Genomic DNA, 20,890 nt, shown 5'->3' on the forward strand with positions numbered 1-20,890 from the left:
GCCTACCGCCGCGGGTAGACGCAGAAGGCGCGCAACCGGCGGTCGTACAACTTCCGCGGTAGTGAAGACCCCACTGCGGTCTGACCACACGGGCACGGGGGTGGGGTTACCGTGTGCGCGTGCTCGCTCGATCGACAACCTGGCTGGCGTACGCACGGCAACTGCCGGGCCGCCATCCCGTGCTGGTCGACGTGGCGCTGGCCGGCGTGATGGCCACGGTCAGCCTGATGTTGGGCACCGGTGTACGCGACATGGATCTGCCCGATTACACCCTGACCTGCCCGATTACACCCTGACCTGCCTCCTCAGCGTGCTGCTCGTGGCGCGGCAGCGTGCACCGGCGGGCGCCCGCAAGGGGGCTGAGTGCGGATGCGTCACGTGCCGCGCAAGCGATCGGCCGGTCCCGGGGCGGGTTGACCACGAAGGTGCATCTCCTTGCCGAGGGTTGTGGCCGGAGTCTGGTCAAGCGGCTGACCGCCGGGCAGGCCGCGGACACGAAGGAGTTGGTGGCGTTGTCGGACGCGGTCGCCGTCCTGCGGCCCAGTGGGGTCGACCGGCATCGCACGCGGTTGGACCATCGGACCGCGGACAAGGCCTACGGATCCAAGGCGAACCGTCGGTCGCTGCGGGCGCGGGGTCTCCCGCACACGATCCCGCAGCGTGCTGATGTGCGGGCCCGCTCGTCGCAGGCCACCGGCCGCTCGGCGGGTTCGAAGTCGTTTTCACCTTGCCGACATCGGTCACAATAGATGACGTGCATGCCGATGATGCGGACGAAGGCGGGCCGACGGCCGGGAGCAGCGCGTGATACGGGTGCTCGTCGTTGATGACCAGGTGCTCATCCGCGCCGGGCTCGCGGCGCTCATCGGTGCCGCGACCGGGCTCGATGTCGTGGGCCAGGCCGCCGACGGTTATGACGCGGTAGCCCAGGCGTCGACCTGCCGTCCGGATGTCATCCTGATGGACGTCCGCATGCCCGGGCTCGACGGCGTGAAGGCCACCGAGCGGATCCTCACGAGGACCGACGGGCATCCGCCCCGGATCCTCATCCTCACTACCTTCGATCTCGACGAGTACGTGTACGCGGCGTTGCGCGGTGGAGCGAGCGGCTTTCTGCTCAAAGAGACCTCACCGGAGCGGCTGATCGCGGCGATCCACACGGTTGCCGATGGACACATGCTTTTCGCACCGAGCGTGACCCGCCGACTCATCGAGGCGTACACACACAGCGAACTCCCCAAGTCCGACCCGCCCCCCGACCTGAGCCCGCTTACCACCCGGGAAACAGAGGTGCTGCGCCTTGTCGCCAAGGGCATGACCAATGGCGAGATCGCAGCCGACCTCATGCTGAGCGAAGCGACGGTCAAGACCCACCTCAATCGGACCATGACCAAGCTCAGCCTGTCGAGTCGAGCCCAGGCGGTCGTCGTCGCGTACGAGGTCGGTCTCGTCGTACCGCGGCGCCCCCCGTCACGAAGCATTGCGGACGACGGGCATGGCGCCGCGTCTTGGCCACGCTAGCGATCCCGCCGCACACCGTGCCTGCCGAGAATTGCGTCCGTGCTGGTCGGAGGCTAATACCCCGTCACGAGCGCCCGTCCTGTCGCGCTCCGAACGGACGACTCATGCCCGGCCGGCCGAACTCAAGTTCACTGTCATCGGCACCACCGGAAGCCCAACACTGCCAAGAGCTGCCCACGGTCGGTGACGATCTTTAGGCCGCCGCCGAGCGCCCGCAGCGGCTACATAGAGACTTCCTGTAGGACCGGCGTCCGGCCAGACTCGGTCTAGGTGCTCGGCGAGACGCTCCCACATTGCGGCTGCCCACCGGTGTCATTGGTGTGGCTCGCTCATGGCCTGCGGCCTCGCCGGTACCGCGCGAGGAGTGGCTGGAAAGGGGTTTGTCCTGCTCGATGTAGCGGTGCCCTCCTTGCTGATATCTGCGTCCAGTTCAGCCAAGGGAGGCGCCGATGAGCGTGATCATCGGGATGGACCCGCACAAGCGCTCAGCCACCATCGAGGTCGTCGACGAACGCGGCCGGGTGCTCGCGGTGGGCCGCTTTGGGACAGACAAGGCCGGCTACGCCGACATGCTCGCCGCTGGCCGCAAGTACGCCGATCGGGTCTGGGCGGTCGAAGGCTGCAACGGCATCGGCAAACACATCGCCCACCGACTCGTGCACGACGGTGAGACGGTGCTCGACGTGCCCGCGAAACGGTCAGCGCAGGTGCGGGTGTTCGCCACCGGCAACGGCCGCAAAACCGACCCGGTGGATGCGCACCCGGTCGCGATGGTGGCGCTCCGCAGCCCGGATCTGGTGCAGGTCCAGATCGACGCGGACCTGCAGGTGCTGGGCATGCTCGCCGATCGGCGTGACGAGCTCGGCCGCGCCCGCACCCAGACCATCAACCGGCTGCACCGGTTGCTGCTGGAACTGCTACCCGGCGGGGCGAAGAAGTTCCTGTCCGCGCCACAGGCCCGCGCGTTGATCGCGACGGTCAAACCCCGCGACATTGTCGGTAAGACCAGACGCCGCCTCGCCGTCGAGCTGATCAGTGAACTCGAGGGCATCGACAAGAAGATCAAAGCCGCGGAGAAGAACCTCAAGGAGCTGGTGGCCGCCCGCGGCTCCACCCTCATGGAGCTGCAAGGCATCGGCCCCTCAGGCGCAGCCCGCCTACTGGCAGACGTCGCAGACATCAGCCGGTTCGCCGACCGCGACCGGTTCGCCTCCTGGAACGGCACCGCACCCGTGGACGCCTCCTCCGGCGACCAGAAGCGTCACCGGCTCTCCCGCGCCGGTAACCGGCGGATCAACCGCACGCTGCACATCATGGCCGTGGTCCAGCTGCGCAACCGCACCGAAGGCCGCGCCTACTTCGACGCGAAGAAGGCCGCCGGGAAGACCTCCATGGAAGCCATCCGCGCGCTGAAGCGACGCCTCTGCAACGTCGTCTACGCCCGCATGGCCGCCGACCAGAAACGCAGGCAGGCGGCGGACCCGGGAGGGCAATCGGGGACGACTCTGCAATCCAGCGTGACCGACCTGACCCCGGACATCGGCCCTTCGGACAAGCCACTTCCCGGACCCGCCACCAACCACCCTAAACCCTGGTGTCAGCGGCACCTTGACATAAAGGGGTGCCATGAGCGTGAGTTCGGTCGCGTCGGGTGCCTCGTGCCGTGCTACGTTGAGCGGGCTAGAGACCCCTTCCGCGCGTCGGACGCGTCTGCCGTCGTCATCCGGAAGGAGTGGCAAATCATGCCACGTCTCTATGGTCCCGGGCACTTCACCGAGGACCCTTACTCACAAGTCGTTTCGCCCCACGGCATTCCGGTGGACGATCTCGTCGCTGTCCTCCAGAAGGAGATCAGGCGCAGTCGCATCGACAACGCCGTACTCGCCGCCTATGAGATGTTCACAACCTCGACGGATGTCGCTCAGCACCTATGGCGGCGCCTGCGGCTGATCGCGGTTGAGGACGTGGGGATGGGTCTGCCCCTCGGGCCTGTGCTGATCGACGTCCTCCACCGTAACTTCAATGCCACCCCGGGTGGGGACTGGATGATGGCGTGTCACGCCGTGCGTCTGCTCGCTTCTGCGCCCAAGGACCGCACCAGTTCCGAGCACGCCGATTGGGTCGCCACGAAGGTCGCACTCGGAGAAGCGCTGGTCGAGGTCCCTGACTACGCCCATTGCGTGCACACACGCGCCGGTCAGGAACTGGGGCGCGGTCTGATGCAGTGGTGGGACAACGGCGCTCAAGTGCGCGACGAACTGCCCTCAGCGGATCACCGGTACCGTGAAGAGCTGATCGAGATCCACCGCCGCGACGAAGCGGAGAACGGGACTGCGCCTCCTCCGTCCCGTTGGGCAAGCGCCACCGCGGGTCCCTACTGCGACTGAGGTGTAGGCGTCGCTTGCGCACGTGGTTCCGTCGGCGTGGCATCACATCGAATGCCATGCCAATAATCGGATCGAGGCCGACCACAGCCAGCTGAAGCCCCGGCTCAGACCGATGCGCGGGCTGCGCACAGATTGGACCGCACAGACGATCATCGCCGGTCACGCCTTCATCCAGAGCCTTCGCTGCGGACACTACGAGCTCGGCCTCGACGCCCCACGCGGGCTCCGCGTGGCCGAAGCGTTCACCGAACTCGCCGGCGCTATCTGAGTCAGGCGCGAGCGCGGGTTCACCACGCCACCCGATCAAACAACGCAACTGTGAGTCTCGGTTTGCGGCTTTGAGAGTCTGGAGCCGTGCTCCGGCTGCCGCGGTCTGACCCGCAACGCAACTGGCTCGGTCGATGCCTTTGGTCCGATCTGTCGACCGTCGGTGGCGGGAGCGCATGCTGTCACCGGACCGGTAGAGCGTGTCCCGATAGGGGCCTTGCTGCGAACAAGCGCACCGTCACAGTTCTGACCGCCCCACCGGTCCGGCGATGGCTATCCGCCCACGAGCCATCGGAAGGACGAACACGCCATGTCCAGGATGCCCCATGCAGGCCCCGCCGGGCAGCCCGATCCGGACCGGAACCAGGTGCTCCTCGGCGTCGACACGCACAAAGACATCCACGTCGCCGCGGTCATCACCACGCTCGGCGTCCAGCTCGGCGACGCCGCCTTCCCGACCACCGCCACCGGCTACCGCCAGCTGCTGGCCTGGGCCCGCAGCTTCGGCATCCTGAACCGCGCCGGTGTGGAAGGCACCGGCTCCTACGGCGCCGCACTGACCCGGTTCCTGCGCCGCCACCACATCGCTGTGATCGAGGTCAACCGTCCTGACCGCGCCGCCCGCCGCCGCCACGGAAAGACCGACACCGTCGACGCGGTCGCCGCTGCGCACGCCGTGCTGTCCCAACGGGCCACGACCGCCGCCAAGACCGCCGACGGACCGGTCGAGATCCTGCGCCTGCTCCGCCTCGCCCGAGCTTCCGCGGTGAAGTCCCGCACCCAGACGATCAACCAGCTCAAGGCCGTCATCGTCAACGCCGACCCGGCCCTGCGCGACCAGCTCACCGGCTGCACCAACACCGCCCTGATCCGCCGCTGCGCGGACCTACCAGACACCACCCCCACCGACGTTGCCACCGCCACCCGATACACGCTGCGCCGCCTCGCCCGACGCATCCAAACCCTCACCACCGAGGAACGCGAACTCCAGCAACAGATCACCGCAGTGCTCGACACCCACGCCCCGCAACTGCTGCAACGCAACGGCATCGGCCCCGACAGCGCCTCCGCGCTCCTGGTCACCGCCGGCGACAACCCCGACCGGATGCACACCGAAGCCTCCTTCGCCGCCCTCTGCGGCGTCAGCCCCGTCGAAGCCTCCTCCGGCAAAACCCGCCGCCGGCGACTCAACCGCGGCGGTGACCGACGCGCCAACGCCGCCCTCTACCGCATCGCGCTCAGCAGAGCCCACACCGACCAACGCACCCGCGACTACCTCGACCGACGCACCACCCAAGGCCACACCCGCCGCGAAGCCATCCGCTGCCTCAAGCGCTACATCGCCCGCGAGGTCTATCAACTGATCCAACAGCTCAACACCGCAGGCTCAACCCCACGAACCGCTTGACAAAACATAGGGGCATCGGTCCCCGCCAGCGACGGTTGGCGATCCTCTGTACCGGCCGGCCGACCAGGTCATGGGCGTCAGCTTGCCGGTCGCGAGCATCGCCCGCAACGTACCAACCCGCCGCGACCTGCGCGCCGATCCGGACTGGGATGAGCGCGAGACAGGCTTCAGGCCATCAGTGGTGATCCGCTGGCGAGCGCGGGCGAACCCTCAGGCGCCGCGGGCGAACAGGGCCAGGCGTACCCGGTTGGGGCTGTCGGTCTTGGTCATCAGGCTGGTGATGTGGGTCTTGACCGTGGTGACGCCGATGTGAAGCCGATCGGCGATCTCGGTGTTGGACAGGCCCGCGGCGACCAGGTTCAGCACGTCCCGTTCGCGCGCGGTCAGTCCTTGGGCCGGCCGCGGCGTCTCGGCGCGGGCGTGCATCGCGCGCTGAACCAGGCGTTGCAGCACCTCCTGACTGAACGGGCTGTCGCCCGCGGCGGCCCGGCGGACACCGTCCAGCAGATCGGCGGGCGGCGCGTCCTTGAGCAGGAACCCGCAGGCGCCGGCGGTCAGGGCCGGATAGAGGTGGTCGTCGTCGCCGAACGTGGTCAGCACCAGGATCCGGGTGGCGGGGCGGTCGGCGAGGATGCGGCTGGTCGCGGTGATCCCGTCGACGCCGGGCATGCGCAGGTCCATGACGACGACGTCGGGGGTGAGCCGGGCAGCGAGGGAGATCGCTTCGCGGCCGTTGGTGGCCTCCCCGACGACCTCGATGTCAGGCTGGGCGTCGCAGAGCATGCGCAGGCCCGCGCGGATGAGGTGCTGGTCGTCGACCAGCAGGACGCGGATCATGCCGGCTCCGGCGCGTGCGGCCCGGCCGAGGCCCGGGGGCCGCGGGGCGCCGACGAGGCCGGCGTGACGGCGGGCGAGGCGGAAGAAGCCGTCGGCGTGGCGGCGGGCGCGGGGACCGGGAGGACGGTGCGGACTCGCCAACCCGCGCCGGTCGGACCTGCCTCCAGTCGGCCGTCGAGGACTTCGACCCGCTCGCGCATGCCGGTGATGCCGTGGCCGCCACCGGGCGGCACCGCCGTCGGCGCCCATCCGCGCCCGTTGTCCGAGACCTCCCAATGGACGGCCCCGTCGTCCACGGAAACCGACAGGCGTGCCAGCGCGGACGGGCCGGCATGCTTGGCCACGTTGGTCAGCGCCTCCTGGGTCAGTCGCAACACCGCCAGGCCCCGAACCGCGTCGAGCGAACCGACTCCCGGGTCGATGTCGGCCTCCACCGTGACACCGGCTTGGCGGGCCCGATCGACCGCCGCGCCGAGTGCCGACGGAAGTGCCGACGGCTCGATCGCGGTCAGTGCCGCGTCACCGCGCACCCCATCGGGGTTGCGCAGCACCGCGACCAGCTGGCGCAGATCCGCCAAGGCGGCGGTCCCGGTGCCGTGCACGTCGTCGAACACCTCGCCCACCCGCGGATCCAGGTCGGGAAGTACGTGCCGGGCTACGCCGACCCGCAGCACCATCGACGCCACGTGATGCGCGACCACGTCGTGCAGCTCGCGGGCGATGGCGCTGCGTTCATCGGCGCGCGCGGCGCGGTTCTCCGACTCGTGCCGGCGCTGCTCCGCCGCGGCCCGCTCCAGGGCCTGCCGACCGAGCTCCCGGTTGGTCCGGATGACCAGACCGAGCAGCACCGGTACGCCGACCTCCACGATCAGCCCGAAGACCCCGGAGACGATCCGGTCGACCGGGTCACCGATCGAGTCGGTCAGATCGACCACGATCAGCAGCCCGGTGGCCAGCCAGATGGTGCGGGCTCGATGCGCCCGCATGGTCACCTCGAGCAACGCCCAGCTGGCGCCCACCTGGTTGATCGTGAGGTCGTCGATGAGCGTGATCGCGACCGCGAGTAGCGCGGCCTGCATCACCAGATTGACCAGCGGCCGACGGTGGAACACCGGTGCCACTGCGAACGCGAGCACCGCGAGGATCCACTGCGTGTCCGTCGGCGTGGGGCGCGCCTGGGTGCCGATGACCAGGTAGCCCACCCCGCTGAGGTCGAGCAGCACCATCCGCCCGAGTGTGTCCCGCATGTCGATCAGTCGTCGCGCCCACCCCACGGGGTCAGCCTAGGTGCTGCGGCTCGGGGAGACGAACGACCGCCGGTCGCCGCCACCTGGTCCGGACCCCGAGGTAGGCGGCCAGGCCGAGCGGCCCGAGCAGGACGGTCAGCACCAGGACCGGAGCCACGACCAGCGCGGGCACCCCCCGCTCGCGGCTGTCGAGCCAGGTCCACCGGCCGACGAACAGGTCGAACGCGATCATGTGCGCCCAGGCCGCCGCCGCGCCGTCCGCGGTGCCGAGCAGGTCACGCACGCCGCTCAGGGTCGGCGACAGCACGGCCGGCAGCACGTCTCCGGCGGCCGCGAGCACCAGGATCGCATAGATCGTTAGGACCGGCAGCACGATCAACGGCGACCTGATGATCCGGAGGGTCCAGGACCAGCGCGGCAGCAGGATCATCAGCGCCCAGAACGGCGCGGCCAGCGCGAACGTCAGGGTGAACAGCGTCTCGGTCATGCGGCCAGCACCAGTTCCGGGCTGCGCCGGCGAGCCACCACCAGGCCGGTGGCGGTCGCGGTCGCGACCACCAGGGCCGCGACGGCGGCCAGCGTGAGCGCGTCCGGACGCAGCAGCGGCTGTCCGCGCAGGGCCTGCCAGGTCAACAACACCGTGAGTACGCCGTACGCCGCGCCGGCGACGACCAGCAGCCGGGCCCGAGTGCGCTCGTCCAGCCGGGTCCCGAAGAAGCGGCTCAGCAGGATCGCGAGGATCGGCAGCGCCTGTAGGGCGTGCAGCCCCACGAAGTGCCCGATCCGCAGATCACCGCCGGTGGTGCTCCAGCCAACCAGCGGCAGCCCCGGTCCGCCGTCGAGTACGCCCACGCTGTGCGCCCCGCTGATCCCCTCGATCCCCGGCTCCTGCATCGGCAGCACCATCGGTACCGCCGCCAGCATGCCCAGCAGGGAAAGACCGAGCCCCCACCCGACCGCGCGGGCGGCGACCCGGTCCGCGATCCGCCGTTGCAGCATCACGATCCCGATGACGAAGTGCGCCACGAACAGCACCATGATCGACACACCCATTGCCGAGAAGAGGGCGGCGTTCAGCGGGGTGGTGCCGTTGAAGTGGCTGGTCGTGCCGCGCATCACCTGCCCGACGATCACCACCATCTCGATCAACGACATCGCGGCGATGACCGTGCCCGCCCACTCCGCGACCCGGCTACGCCGCGGCAGCAGGGACAGCATCCAGGCGAGGGTGACGCCGTACAGCACGAAGGACACCGAGAACTTGAACGGTTTGAGCCAAATCGGCGCACCGGTGAGGACGCGCGGGTCGGCGAAGACGCCGACCGCACAGACGACGGCGAGCACCGCCATCGTCGCGACGAAAATCATCAACGGGCGGTGCCAGTTTGCCGCCCCGCGCAGCGCAGTAGTCATACCTGTAGATGCTGGTGAGCCGCTCCCCCGAATGCGCCCGACCACAGGCCCCGGTTGCGGCCGGCGGTCGGAGCGGCGTCTCCTCCCTGGGTAGGAGACGTTCGTGGCCGGGTCCGGCTTCGAGCCGATCGCCGAAACCGCTGTCGCGTCTCATCTTCACCGGAGGCGACATGCACGCTCATCGGCATCTTGTTGACTGGCGGTGCGACCGCAGCCCGGCCAGGCTGGGTCGAGGTGATCGGCAGGGTCGCTCTCTCATCGGCTGCCCGCTGGAGTTTGGTGTGGCTCTCTCGTGGCGTGCGTCTTGCCGGTCACCGCGGCGTGGAGTGGCTCTAGAGGGGTTGCCAGATCAGTAAACGTGATCTTGAGCTCTCGCTGTTGGGCAGCACCCCGATCGCGGCGGAGCATCGCTGGCGTCGCCACTGCCGCGGATAGCAGTCGCACGGTCTGCGGCGACCGCGTCGTGCCGCGAGCGACCGCGTCGTGCCGCGGGCGACCGGGCGCAGCTCAGCACCGACTTGCAGCTGTTGTTGGCGCAGTTTCGTTGCGAACACATCCCGGCTGTCGATTGCGGCTGCGGAGACCTTCCTGATTCGGCGAGCCGCTGCTCCACGGTAGGGCGATGGCCCGAGATTGGGCGCGTCGCGGGCAGGCGGTCAGTCTTCCGTCCACGGCGTGAACGCGTACGGCGGATCTGGTGGCGCGGCCCGCCAGGCCTCCGCGAGGGCGGCGACGTCCGGCCCCGCCGCCCACAGTCGTTCGGGTTCCGCCGGCATCGAGGCATTGAGCAGCTGCAGCAGCCGCTCCGGCTGAAGCTCAGCGATGGCATCCGGTGCGGCCCGGTCCTCGCCGTTTCCCCACGGGCTGCGCGGCCCGACGTCGCGGGCACCGGTGAGTAGGGCCTCGACCGCGTCGGCCGGCAGGTCGAGGCCTGCCGCGACAGCGGCGGGCACCCACTCGGGGCGCCAGTCGACCGGCCCGCGCTCCGCGAGCAGCGCCACGAACCGGCGCACGGTTCCGGCGTCGCCCCACCCGCCAAGCGGTACCCGCTCGACGACCCGATACCGTTCGTGCGCCGGCACGGCCCCGGCGACCACGATGCGTTGGCAGGACAGCCCGAACCCGCTGGCGATGCCTTCGGCGAGGTCGGCCGGGCGCCCGAGGTCCACGGCGGGATCGGGGGCTTGGTCGCCCTTCGTAACGACCGTGACGACCGTCAGGCCGACCGCGTCGTCGGCCAGCCCGGCGTCGGTGACGGCGGTCAGCAGCGCGGCGAGCGCCGCCCGCTGCCACCGCGGCGTGGTGGACAGGGCCGCGCGTAGGGCGAGGGCACCGAGCCCGGGCAGCGCCTGGGTCCAGCCGGACACCCGCGCGCTCCACCGGCGCGCGTGCCGCTGCTGTGCGCTCGTCGGGCCGGCGAGCACCGCGGGCAGGGTGACGAGGTAGCTGATCGTGCCGTAGCCGCTGGTCTGACGCGGCTGTAACACCCGCGTGTCGATGTAGCCGCCCCACGGTGGCAGCAGCCCGAAGAGGCTGTTGCGGATGTTGTGGTCGTGGGCATGCGCGGACACCGGCGCCGGCGCCGGCTCTCCGAGCAGCGCCCGGAACCCGGCGATCGCCACGCCCAGCTCGGCGGCGGCGGTTGCCTCCCGCTCGACGGCGGCCCGCAGCACGGGATCGTTCACGCCGGCCGGGTCGCCCGTGCGCAGCGCCGCCGATCCCGCCGGGTCGCGGGGGCGCATTCGATCCCACCAGCCGATCGGCGGCAGCACGGCCGGCCGGCGGGAGCGCCAGCTCGGGGTCGCGGTCTGAGGATCCCACAGCGTTAGCTCCTCGAACGGATCGGCGGTGAGAAGGCGGTCGCCCCCGGGCAGCCGGAGCACGCCGACGATGCCGGTCGGCCACGCCGCCTCCGGCAGCGGGACCTGCCGCCCGTCGACCGCGCGGACGACCGGCCCGTCGGGCCCGTCAACGAGGTCCCACCCGGTCTCGCCGCCGGCGGCCCCGAACAGCGCGGCCGCGCTGTGCGGCAGGGTGCGCCGCCAGCGGCGCCGCACCGCACCGCCGGGGGTCGGCGCGAACCGGCCGCCGGGCACGACGTGGTCGTCGCGGTCGGGCAGCCGGGTCACGGAGCCGACCATCAACCCGCCGAGGTCGACGCCGGCGTCGGCGAGCGCGAAGTCCGGTCCCGGCTCGTCGGCCCAGTAGCCGCGCTCGCCGCCCTGGTCCATCCAGCTGACCAGCAGCCGCGCTGCGTGCAGGGGTGCACCGGGCGGCGAACCGGCCGGGCAGGCCGGGCCGCTCGGGCACGCGCAGTTCGTAGCGGGCCAGCGGACCCGAGGCGTCGAACACGACCGCGGTCCGTGCGTCGTGAACCGCCAGCAGCGGCCACTGGCGCTCGATGCGGGTTTCCTGCGGGTTGAGCGCGGACACCGCTGCCTCGTACTCGGGCCACGTGAGCTCCTCCGGCAGCCCGCCGCGCAGCGTCCGCGTCAGTGCCGCCTCGGGGTCCAGCGCGGCCACCCGATCCAGGTAGCCGGCGAACGCCGCGTAGCCGGCTGGGGAGCGCAGTGGCTCGAGTCGGCGCAGGGCGGTGCCCAGGGCCGCGCTGGGCTCCGTCGCCGCTCGCGCGGTCACCGCGTCGACCTCGGCGTCGAGGGCGGCGGCGACGCCGGGCACCGACCGGGCGAGAGCGAGCAAGTTCGGGTGCAGCGACTCGGGGAAACGCGCGGCCCCGAATCCGCTGCTGCTCAGCTCATCGAGGCAGGAGCGGCGGAACTCCTCGCGGAATGCCGGATGCTCGGCCAGCGCCGAGAGCGACCGCCGCCCCGGTTCCTGGTCATCGAACCAGGCCGAGAGCCCGAAGAACCGGGCCTGCGGATGCTCGAAGGAAATCCCCTCGGCGGCCAGCAGGTCCCACACATCGAGGTCGGACACGCTCGTGCCGGATCCGCGCACCAGGACGCCGTCGGCGCGTAGGCGGTCGGCCAGACGCGTGATCAGCTCGAGCAGCACGGCGGACCGGACACACCTGAAGGACGCAGCCCGATACGCCACCAGCCGGGTCAGCCTCCGGGCCGGTTCGCCTGGTGCGGAGGTCCGTAAACGTTCCTCGATGCGCTGCATGATCCGGCACAATAGTGGGCTACCACATGCCCGCGGGCGACTCCCCTGAAGGTCGCCGGACCCCACGATGATCCGACTCGCCGTCCGACACCAAACCCCTCAACACGGTCACAACCAGCAAGATCACGTTACGGACATCGACACGACAGGAAGCCTTGACGTCCTCGGGCCGGCTACCGTCCGTGGCGATCACTGGGACGCGAGCTGCGAGCCCGTAGCGGCAGATCCGCGCATGTGACCTTGGGCTACTCGTCGTCGAAGCCGCGATAGGTGCCCGACTCGTCCACGGCGTCGGCGAACTCGTGAAAGTCCATGTTCGAGATGCTGAGATTGGCCGAAACGTCGGCATACCGGCGGGGTGGAAGCCGGAACGTTCGACCGGGCTCCTGGTACAGGTCGACAGCAAGCAGTGTGTGCTCGGCGTCGGTCATGGTCGTCGCGTCGGCGAGGAACAGGTAGGTCAGCTTGTGCTCGTCGGCCGCGGCCGTATCCGCGTCGATGAGGGACTGGATGGTGACGTCGGTGTGGCTGACGTCGCTGATGTAGGTGGCTCCCTCGGTGCCGATGGCGGCCTGGAGTTCGGCCCAGGCGGCGTCATTGGTGAAGTCGGTTCGTAGGATGAGCGAGCTCCGATCCTGGGGCTGGGGCAGTACCGGCACGCCGACGATCGTCCCACTCCTGGGCATCCGCCGATGCGACGGTGTCGAAGCACGCTGTGGTTCGATGTATGGCGAACGTCAGCGATAACCACATCGCGGCAGGTGCGGTCACCATGCTCGACGCCCGACGCTGGCCGGCGTTTGTCAGTGCAGAAGCCGTTGGGCCCAATAGACCTGGCCGTCGGGACCGACGCTGATCAGGGCAATGAGCAGGTCTTCCGTTGCCGTGGGCGCCGTCGGCATCGTTTGCTCGGGCAGTGTTCCCGGGTGCGCTGGGTGGAGTACGGTCTGGAACGTCACTGGTGATGCGTCTGCCGACCAAACGCAGACGGCAGTGCCGGTACTGGTGAACGATCCGTTGATCTTCCGGGTGCCGATGCCTTGCAGCCACGGGTAGCGCTGCTGGGCGATGTCGAGGGATTCGTCCGACCCTGCGGTGACCCGGTCCGGCTGGGCGGAGGTCACGGCGAGGAAGCTAGGCATGAGGTGGCTGCGCTTGTCCAGCAGGACGATGCGGAAGGAACTGTGGTTCTGCGGGTTTGGCGGCCGGGTCCAGGTGACGCGGCCGAGGAACATCTGGTCGCCGTCACCGGCCACGATCGCGTTGACCGGTTTGAGCGCGGCGTCTGCTATGGCCTGGTCAACGAGTTGCAGCGTCGCTTGGGCGCTCAGCGCGTCGGGCCCGTACGGCGGCCGGTTGTGCCGCCAGCGCCAGCCGGCCACGCCGGCCGTTCCAGCGAGGAGGATCGCCACGCTCAGCGTCAGACCCGTCCGTCGCTTCATATCGGCAGTACAGCACAGCATGTGTCGATTGCTCATCGACAAGTCGACATCGTGGCGCCAACGTCCGCACATCGACGACCGGATGTCCGGTCACAGCAGGCCCGCCCACCGTCGGGGATGCACTGGCTGCCGCGCTGCCGCAGCGGCATGAGTGTGCACGTGATCAAGCAGTTCGCCGGCGATATCTTGCTCGGCCGGTGGCTCGGTCGTGGGTCATGATGTCGCTCGTGCAGATTGAGCTTGTCACCGGCGACATCACCGCGGAGCGTGTGGACGCGATCGTCAACGCGGCGAACTCGTCACTGCTGGGTGGCGGAGGGGTGGACGGCGCGATCCACCGCAAGGGCGGGCCCGCGATCCTCGACGAGTGCCGCGCACTGCGGGCCAGCCGCTATGGCCGCGGGCTACCAGTCGGACACGCCGTGGCGACGACCGCGGGGCGCCTGCCGGTCCGTTGGGTCATCCACACCGTCGGGCCGGTATGGAGCACCATGGAGGACCGCTCGCCGCTACTGCGCCGCTGCTACGAGAACTCCCTCGCCGTCGCCGCCGAACTCGGCGCGACATCGGTCGCCTTCCCGCTGATGTCGTCCGGCGTCTACCGATGGCCGAAACAGGACGCCATCGCCCAGGCGCTGACCGCCATGCGCACGCCACCACCTGGCATCGAACTGCTCCGTCTCGTCCTCTTCGACGACGACACCCGGCAGACCGCCGAGCAGGTCCGACTCGCCCTGCAGAGCCAGCCCATCCCGCGAGGCGAGAGACCCGAAGACCCCTGACCTCAGGAGCGGATCGCGGCATGTGCGAGCACCAATCAGTGTCAAGGACTGCCATGGCTTCCTCGCGGCGCGGCTACGATACGGCGTGGCTGAGTTGTTGGACGGGGTTGGCGAGGTCGATTGGTCGACGCTGCGGCACGCGTACGGATCGGCGGGGAAGGTGCCGTCCTGGCTGGCGGCGATGACGGACCCGGCGACCAGCGGCGACGCGCTTGATGATCTCGACTCGGCGGTCTATCACCAGGGCGGAGCGGTGTACTCAGCAGGCGCCGCGGTGGTTCCGTTCTTGATCCGCTTTGCTCGGGACCCGGCGGTTCCCGACCGGTCCGACATCCTGGATCTGGTGCGCCGGTTCGCCGCGCTGCACAACCAGATGCAAGAGCCGTGGAAGTCCAAGCCGCACGCCCTGACCTGCCGGGCGGCGCTGCTCGCGGCCTTCGATAGCCTGGTCCACCTTCTCGACGAGCCGGATCCTGCCCTTCGGCGCGGCGCGGCGCGGATCCTGATCGAGCTGGGTGAGCGCGCCGACCAGGTTGCCGGCGAGCTGACGCGCCGGCAACCCGACGAGGCGGACGCCGACGTCGCGGCCGACTACGTTCTCGCCTTGGGCACGCTCGGCGCGGCCGCCGCCATGACGCCAGGACGACGGGCTGCCGTTGCAGCATGGCTGTCCGAGCACACCCCGCCACCCGGAGATCCTCGACGGCTCACATTCCTCGTCGCCGCCCGTCGGTTCGGCCACGACGCAGTGACGGCTGAACACATGCTTGACGCGTACGCCGATGCGGTGCCGCAACGAACCGTGGGCTGGCTGGGCCGCGAACTCGGCACCGACCGCACCGCCCGGATCGCGCTGGCTCGCATCGGGATCGGTCAAGCGCTTCGAACGCAGCAGCAGCAACCACTGGCCGAGGTGGGAGCAGTCATGTGGCGTTGGCGCTCGGCCACGACCGAACTCGCCGCGGATGTCGCAGCCGCTCTCGACGGACCGCAAGCCCTTCAGGCGGCCGTCGTGCATCTGCTCGCCGCGGCGGGAAACGCCGCCCACCGCTGGTCGGAGGAGGTCGCCGCGCTGATCGGTCGGCCCGGCCGCACAACGGCCCTAGCGGCATGGGCATTGGCGCGGTGGGGCGACCACCGGGCGGTTCCGTTCGTCCAGCGGTCGCTGCGCCGCGACCCGGAGATGTACGACATCGGTTCGAGCCACTACACCGATGAGTTCTACTGGCTGGAACAGGGCCCGGCCATTGCAGACGTCTGCCTGCCGCTTGCCCCGCACGCCGACGAACTCGTACCCGCGGTCCGAACCCGCCTGCGCGAGGACCCGACCACGCCGACCGCATTTCAGCTCACACGGGTGCTGGCCGCGTACGGGACAGCGGCCACGGCGGCCATGCCGGAGCTGACCGCGATGCTGGACACGCAACACCCCGAACTGGCCTGCACAGTCCTCGCCGGACTGGGCCCCGCCGCCGCACCGGCCCTGGCACGGCTGACCCGGCTCGCCACATCCGACGAAGGCACCGCCACCCCCGCCGCCTGGGCACTGTTCCGGATCACCGGCGACCCCGAACCGTTCCTCGCCCGCCAGGACGTGCTCGCTACGGAACGCCTCACCGGACCGCCCGCCCGAATGCTCGGCGACCTCGGCCCCCTGGCCGGGCGTTACGCGCCGAACATCGAGCAGCGGCTGATGGAACAGCCACAGCTCTGGTGCTCGTGGCAGGGCGTCGAGTTGGGGTACGCGGACTACCGGATCACCGGCGACCCGGCACTGTGCCTGGACGTCTTCGACGCGGCACTCGACCCGCTACGGCACAGCCGACAGCTACCAGTGAGCCTAGAGGCGCTGCGCTACACCGCCAGACTAGGGCGGGCCGCGGCCAGGTTCACGCCCCTGCTGCACGGCGCCGCCACGCAGGACGAACGTCTGCTGTACAGCGGAGGATGGCGCGGTATCGCCGAGGACGACGAGGCCCAAAGCCTCGCCAACCAGGCGCTGACTGCAGTCACACTTTGACACCTCGCAATCGACGTGATCCGGCCACCGCCTGAGCGTCCCGGATCAAACCCTCAAACCTCAACAGCACAGGAACCTCGACCCGCCGAACCTGCCACCCGCCGTAACGAACACCAGCCGACCGCGGCGCACGCAGCCCACCACCGGCGGCAAATCCGGTTACGTGATCTTGGCTGAGGTACGGCCGGTGATGGGACATCGTTGCGTGGCTACGTGGTCGCGCGTTCGTCTGCGATCCGGGCGTCGCCGTCATGGTTTGGCTCGTGCTGGCAGGTCACGGCGGCCAGGTGCTGCAGGACGCGATGTCCGGCCGCGCGGGTCAGGCCCGGATTGCGGGCGACCTCTAAGACCTCGCCGCCCAATCTGGCCGACCTGTCGGATCCAGTGCGGGGCGTACTGCCCGACGGCGCCTCGGCCGTCGAGGCTCGCTTCGGTGCTGCCTTTCAAGATCTCCTGCAGCGCAGCGGTTGGGTGGCCGATGAACCGTGGACTCCGTTGTCTCGTGAACTGGTGGAGCAGGTGGAGGACTGCGGGATCAGGGTCGAGGTCCTCGACGCGGACAACATTCGGGATCGGATCGTTCAGGATCGGGTCGCGGTGCAGCGGGCATCGTTCCCCAACTCGACGTTCACTCTGGAGCGCTGGCGCGCGATGGCCGCTGCCCCGCCTTACCGGGGGGCCCGGTGCCTGGTCGGATACGACCGCGATGGCGACGCGGTCGCCGCGGTGACGGTTTGGTCGGCCGTGGAAGGGCGACCGGGTTTGCTCGAGCCACTGGGCGTTCATCGGGATCACCGTGGCCACGGATACGGCCGCGCCATCACCGTGGCCGCGGCCGCGGCATTGCAGGAGATGGGGTCGTCCAGCGCGACAGTGTGTACCCCGAGCAGCAACGTCGGCGGCGTGGCGACATACGTTTCGGCTGGCTTTCAGAAGCTTCCGGACGTTACCGACTTCCGCCGCGCGAGTTGACCGTGCCATCGCCGCCGTGAAGGTAGAGCGAGCGGCCCACGATGAGTTTCGAGATCGGCTGAACGACGTACTACTTTCGGCAGGACAGCAACCCTCGGCGATCCGAACGCTGTCACTCGCCGTGACGACCGCTGGCCCGCCGCCGCGCGACACCCGCGGCATAGAAAGACGTTCTGCGTGTCGTTGCAGGATGTAGGAACGTCCTCCTGATGCGCTTGTTGGGCTTGGTGTCCCATCGCAGGAGGAGGACGTTCATGGGTAACGGTAGCGGTGTGTCCCGGGGTGATCGCAACCGTAACGCGCGACTGTCCCGGCTGCGGTTGCTGGTGCCGGTCTCGAACGCGATCGTCGGTATCGATCTGGCGGATGAGAAGCAGATGGTCGTGGTCACCGATCACGACTCGAAAGTGTTGGCGCGTAAGACGTTCAGGTGCCGCGCCTGGGATCTGGGGGTGGCGTTGGACTGGGCCGGCAAACAGGCTGCCGGGAAGGGTTTCGCGGGGGTGACGGTGGCGTGCGAGCCGACCGGTCACCGCTGGCGGGTCTTGGGGCAATTGGCCGCCGAACGCGGGATGCCGTTCGTGTGTGTCCAGCCGATACAGACCTCGTGGGCACGCCGGAGCGAGGACTTGACCTTCGACAAGACCGACGAGAAGGACGCCGTGCTCATCGCCCGGCTGACCGCCCAGTTGCGGTGTTACATCCCCGAACCGATCGATGAGACCTGGGGCCGGCTACGGCATCTGGGCGCACGCCGCGTGCAGCTGCTGGTGGAGACCGTCAGCCAGGTCCAGCAGATGCGGGCGCTGCTGGAGTGTGTCTGGCCGGCCGCGTTGTCGGCCGCGCGGTATCCGTTTCGTTCCCTGACCTGGACCGCGACGATGCACGTGGTCATGCAGCGTGACGGCGGGGATCTTGCCCGGACCCGCCGCATCGGCCTGGCCCGGCTGGAAACGGCGGTACGCCGGGAGATCGTCCGACGCGGTCGGCAACGACCGTGCACCCGCATCGTCCGTGCGGTGTTCGCGGCGCTGAGCGACCCGGCCGGGGTGCACACCCACCGCCGGGGCGCCTTGGAACGGGTCGCGCTGCTGCTGGACGACTGGCAGGAGAGCCACCGCCGGCTCGCCGACACCGAGACCCGGATGACCGGTGTCCTGGACGAGCTGCACCTGACCCGGCTGGTCACCTCGATCACCGGTCTGTCCGCGATCGGCGCCGCGGCGATCCTCGCCGAGACCGGCGACCCGCACCGGTTCACCTCCGCCCGGGCATTGGTGAAACACGCCGGCCTCGCCCCACGGGAGAAACTCTCCGGCACCTTCGTTGGCCGCACGAAACTGACCGGCCAAGGCCGCCCCGCGCTGAGACTCGCCGCCTGGCGGGCGGTGTGGGGCGCGCAACGCGCCAACCCCGTCTACGCCGCCCGGTTCACGCACCTGACCACCCGAGAACACAACAAGCTCACCGTCACCCAAGCCCAAGCTGTGATCGCCGCCGCGATCCTGCGCCAGCTGCACGCCGTCATCACCACCGGACGCGCCTGGAACTCCGCAGTCGCCACCCACGGCACCCGACAGCCCACGGTGACGCCCATCGCCGCCTGACACACTCCAGGCGGCCGTCAAGCAGGGTCGGGGCGAGCCCCACGCGGCATTGAGGAACCACAGTCACCTCGACGCACATCATGGGCAGCCCCGCCCGTCGTCTCGCCAACCCGATTACACGCTGCCGGGACCAACCCCATTAGCTATGCAGGGACAGACGACGAACGAGGCGCCCGACCCGACCGCTTGACAAAAACGCCTTACGCTGATGTGCGGAAACGTGATCAAGCACCCTCGGCGCCAGATGTGTCACCTCTTGACGCATCACTTGGGCAGGAAGATCGCGGCGGCGGCGATGAGCGGCCCGAGAATAGGGATTGCTGACTGCAGATCGCCAAGCAATGTTCGATCCAGGCCCATCAGTTGCTCCAGTTTCGAGCGCCGTTCGATCTGGTCGATCAGCTCGGCGACGTCGTCTGGTTTCGTGATGGCGAAGATCAGATTGGCGAGACGCTCTCCCCGTCCGCGGATTGCTGCGGCCGCAGGAGCATAGAAGAGACCCACAAGAGCAGAGCCGCCAGCGCCGAAGGTGACGACGAGTTCACGCGGCAGGTTCTTGCTCAGCAGAACGCCGGCGCCAAGCGCCAGCGTGGACAGTGCCACGAGCGAACCGAGCCCGGAAGACAGGCGCTGCAGAAGGCGCCGCAGCGCGATCAGCTGCAGGATGTCAGCTTCGAAGCCAACTATGTCCTCGCCACTGGGAACCGCGCGCGTCGCTGCCGCCGTTCTGACACCGAACATCGCCGCCCCGGCGAACGAGCCGCCGGTAAGCGCGAGTACGACGAGTACGTCCCCGCGCCACCCGCTGCCGGGGTGTTCGGCGAACAGTTCGCCGGCCGCGAGCACCAGCAGCACGCCGATGCCCATCGCTGCGGTCGGCAGCACCGTCGTGCGCCATGGCAGCGGCTGCTCCCGTGACAGGTCATGCCATGACCTCAGCCCGTGAGCGGCGACCAAGCCCGCGGCGATGCACAGGCCGACTGCGAGCGTGGCCCAGACCGGCCACAACGCTTCGGACCTGTGTTTGGACGAGACTGCAACGGCGAACCCGGCGGCGCCCAAGATCGTGACGAAAATGCCGGTCCACCAGCCGAGTGTCCGCATTCAACCTCCGAGATCGCGCCGGCTACCACCGAAATCCCACCGCTGCACGGGCTGCTCCAACCGCCGCGCCAGCGCCCGATTGCCGCCTTTGCGCCAGCCGTATCGGCTGTCCAATCTCCTTGTCATCGACAACCGCACCGACCGAACCCAGCGGTCGCACACCCATGCCACGGACCGGCGCCTGGATACATCGACAGAATACGCAACGTCGCCGAACGATGACATGAACGATCGTCCATGCCGGCGTCCGCTCATCGGCAGATCCGGTAGCCGTTCTTTCACGAGCTTCCGCTACCCAACGTAGCTACGGTAGAGCAACGTTCGATCCGCCGCCCGAACCGCGTCCAGCGCTGCGGCCTCCTGCAAGGCGGGTCCCAAACTCACTGATAACGATCAAGGGGAAGTGACGCGCATGGGCCCGGAGGTCACGCGCATCCGGGCCAGTTCTCACGGACCGAGCCGCACGGCGTAGGCCGTCATCGGGAATACTCCCTTGAGGCTGTCTGCCGGTATTGCGGCAGTGCAGAATGTACATGTGTCGATCACTGCGGGTTGGCCCGCGGTCGGGTTGCGCGGCTGTGAGGCTCGGGCCGGCTGTGCTAACGGCCGGTGGGCGGACGGGCCACGATCATCGGTCCGGTCGGGATGCTGGGCGGAGCGCTGGTCGGGGTCGTGGTGGTGCTGATGGCGATCCGGAGGCCGCGGCCGCGCGTGCTGGTCGGCGGGTCAGCGGCTGTGTCGGCCGCTGGTGTGCCGT

General features: G+C 69.4%; 18 protein-coding genes. 10 read left to right on the forward strand and 8 right to left on the reverse strand.

The window, feature by feature from the left end:
• The first annotated feature begins 113 nt into the window (after nt 1-113).
• From ACPPVO_RS34750 to ACPPVO_RS34775, 6 genes are all read left to right on the forward strand, one after another.
• Nucleotides 114-296 carry a hypothetical protein gene (locus ACPPVO_RS34750; protein ID WP_426502776.1) on the forward strand — a complete coding sequence of 61 codons (183 nt, stop codon included), beginning with the start codon at nt 114-116 and terminating at the stop codon, nt 294-296.
• Nucleotides 297-332: 36 nt separating this feature from the next.
• Complete coding sequence (locus ACPPVO_RS34755; RefSeq protein ID WP_426502777.1) at nt 333-749, forward strand: transposase; 417 nt, start codon at nt 333-335, stop codon at nt 747-749.
• Between the two features lie 55 nt (nt 750-804).
• A complete protein-coding gene (locus ACPPVO_RS34760; RefSeq protein WP_426502778.1) occupies nt 805-1,521 on the forward strand; it encodes a response regulator in 717 nt (238 codons plus the stop codon).
• A gap of 449 nt (nt 1,522-1,970) precedes the next feature.
• Nucleotides 1,971-3,908 carry an IS110 family transposase gene (locus ACPPVO_RS34765; RefSeq protein ID WP_426502779.1) on the forward strand — a complete coding sequence of 646 codons (1,938 nt, stop codon included), beginning with the start codon at nt 1,971-1,973 and terminating at the stop codon, nt 3,906-3,908.
• 22 nt (nt 3,909-3,930) lie between these two features.
• Entirely contained in the window at nt 3,931-4,176 is a 246-nt protein-coding gene (locus ACPPVO_RS34770) for a DDE-type integrase/transposase/recombinase (RefSeq protein WP_426502780.1), read from the forward strand.
• A gap of 318 nt (nt 4,177-4,494) precedes the next feature.
• The gene (locus ACPPVO_RS34775; RefSeq protein WP_426502781.1) at nt 4,495-5,583 is read left to right on the forward strand and encodes an IS110 family transposase; all 1,089 of its coding nucleotides are present in this window, start codon (nt 4,495-4,497) and stop codon (nt 5,581-5,583) included.
• Between the two features lie 210 nt (nt 5,584-5,793).
• Here the strand turns inward: ACPPVO_RS34775 and ACPPVO_RS34780 are convergent, their stop codons facing one another.
• The 7 genes from ACPPVO_RS34780 to ACPPVO_RS34810 all read right to left on the reverse strand — a co-directional run bounded on the left by ACPPVO_RS34780 (nt 5,794) and on the right by ACPPVO_RS34810 (nt 13,690).
• Nucleotides 5,794-6,420, reverse strand: a complete 627-nt coding sequence (locus tag ACPPVO_RS34780; protein ID WP_426502782.1) for a response regulator — start codon at nt 6,418-6,420, stop codon at nt 5,794-5,796.
• On the reverse strand, nt 6,417-7,646 hold the full coding sequence (locus tag ACPPVO_RS34785) for a sensor histidine kinase (protein WP_426502783.1): 1,230 nt from the start codon (nt 7,644-7,646) through the stop codon (nt 6,417-6,419). The genes ACPPVO_RS34780 and ACPPVO_RS34785 overlap by 4 nt, the downstream gene beginning before the upstream one ends.
• Before the next feature lie 52 nt (nt 7,647-7,698).
• Complete coding sequence (locus ACPPVO_RS34790; protein ID WP_426502784.1) at nt 7,699-8,154, reverse strand: ABA4-like family protein; 456 nt, start codon at nt 8,152-8,154, stop codon at nt 7,699-7,701.
• A complete protein-coding gene (locus ACPPVO_RS34795; RefSeq protein WP_426502785.1) occupies nt 8,151-9,080 on the reverse strand; it encodes a hypothetical protein in 930 nt (309 codons plus the stop codon). The genes ACPPVO_RS34790 and ACPPVO_RS34795 overlap by 4 nt, the downstream gene beginning before the upstream one ends.
• Nucleotides 9,081-9,736: 656 nt before the next feature.
• A complete protein-coding gene (locus ACPPVO_RS34800) occupies nt 9,737-11,311 on the reverse strand; it encodes a hypothetical protein (RefSeq protein ID WP_426502786.1) in 1,575 nt (524 codons plus the stop codon).
• 1,140 nt (nt 11,312-12,451) lie between these two features.
• On the reverse strand, nt 12,452-12,892 hold the full coding sequence (locus tag ACPPVO_RS34805) for a DUF6924 domain-containing protein (protein WP_426502787.1): 441 nt from the start codon (nt 12,890-12,892) through the stop codon (nt 12,452-12,454).
• A 117-nt stretch (nt 12,893-13,009) separates the two neighbouring features.
• Nucleotides 13,010-13,690: a hypothetical protein gene (locus ACPPVO_RS34810; protein WP_426502788.1), complete on the reverse strand. Its 681-nt coding sequence runs from the start codon at nt 13,688-13,690 to the stop codon at nt 13,010-13,012.
• Nucleotides 13,691-13,875: 185 nt separating this feature from the next.
• Between ACPPVO_RS34810 and ACPPVO_RS34815 the strand changes: the two genes are divergently transcribed.
• The 4 genes from ACPPVO_RS34815 to ACPPVO_RS34830 all read left to right on the forward strand — a co-directional run bounded on the left by ACPPVO_RS34815 (nt 13,876) and on the right by ACPPVO_RS34830 (nt 19,029).
• On the forward strand, nt 13,876-14,430 hold the full coding sequence (locus tag ACPPVO_RS34815) for an O-acetyl-ADP-ribose deacetylase (RefSeq protein WP_426502789.1): 555 nt from the start codon (nt 13,876-13,878) through the stop codon (nt 14,428-14,430).
• Between the two features lie 85 nt (nt 14,431-14,515).
• Complete coding sequence (locus tag ACPPVO_RS34820; RefSeq protein WP_426502790.1) at nt 14,516-16,450, forward strand: hypothetical protein; 1,935 nt, start codon at nt 14,516-14,518, stop codon at nt 16,448-16,450.
• 384 nt (nt 16,451-16,834) lie between these two features.
• A complete protein-coding gene (locus tag ACPPVO_RS34825; protein WP_426502791.1) occupies nt 16,835-17,422 on the forward strand; it encodes an N-acetyltransferase family protein in 588 nt (195 codons plus the stop codon).
• Between the two features lie 209 nt (nt 17,423-17,631).
• On the forward strand, nt 17,632-19,029 hold the full coding sequence (locus ACPPVO_RS34830) for an IS110 family transposase (protein WP_426502792.1): 1,398 nt from the start codon (nt 17,632-17,634) through the stop codon (nt 19,027-19,029).
• 264 nt (nt 19,030-19,293) lie between these two features.
• On the opposite strand, the gene ACPPVO_RS34835 is transcribed toward ACPPVO_RS34830, so the two are convergent.
• Nucleotides 19,294-20,133, reverse strand: a complete 840-nt coding sequence (locus ACPPVO_RS34835) for a hypothetical protein (RefSeq protein WP_426502793.1) — start codon at nt 20,131-20,133, stop codon at nt 19,294-19,296.
• Between the last annotated feature and the right edge of the window lie 757 nt (nt 20,134-20,890).

This window comes from Dactylosporangium sp. McL0621 (assembly GCF_049995355.1).
Classification (GTDB): domain Bacteria; phylum Actinomycetota; class Actinomycetes; order Mycobacteriales; family Micromonosporaceae; genus Dactylosporangium.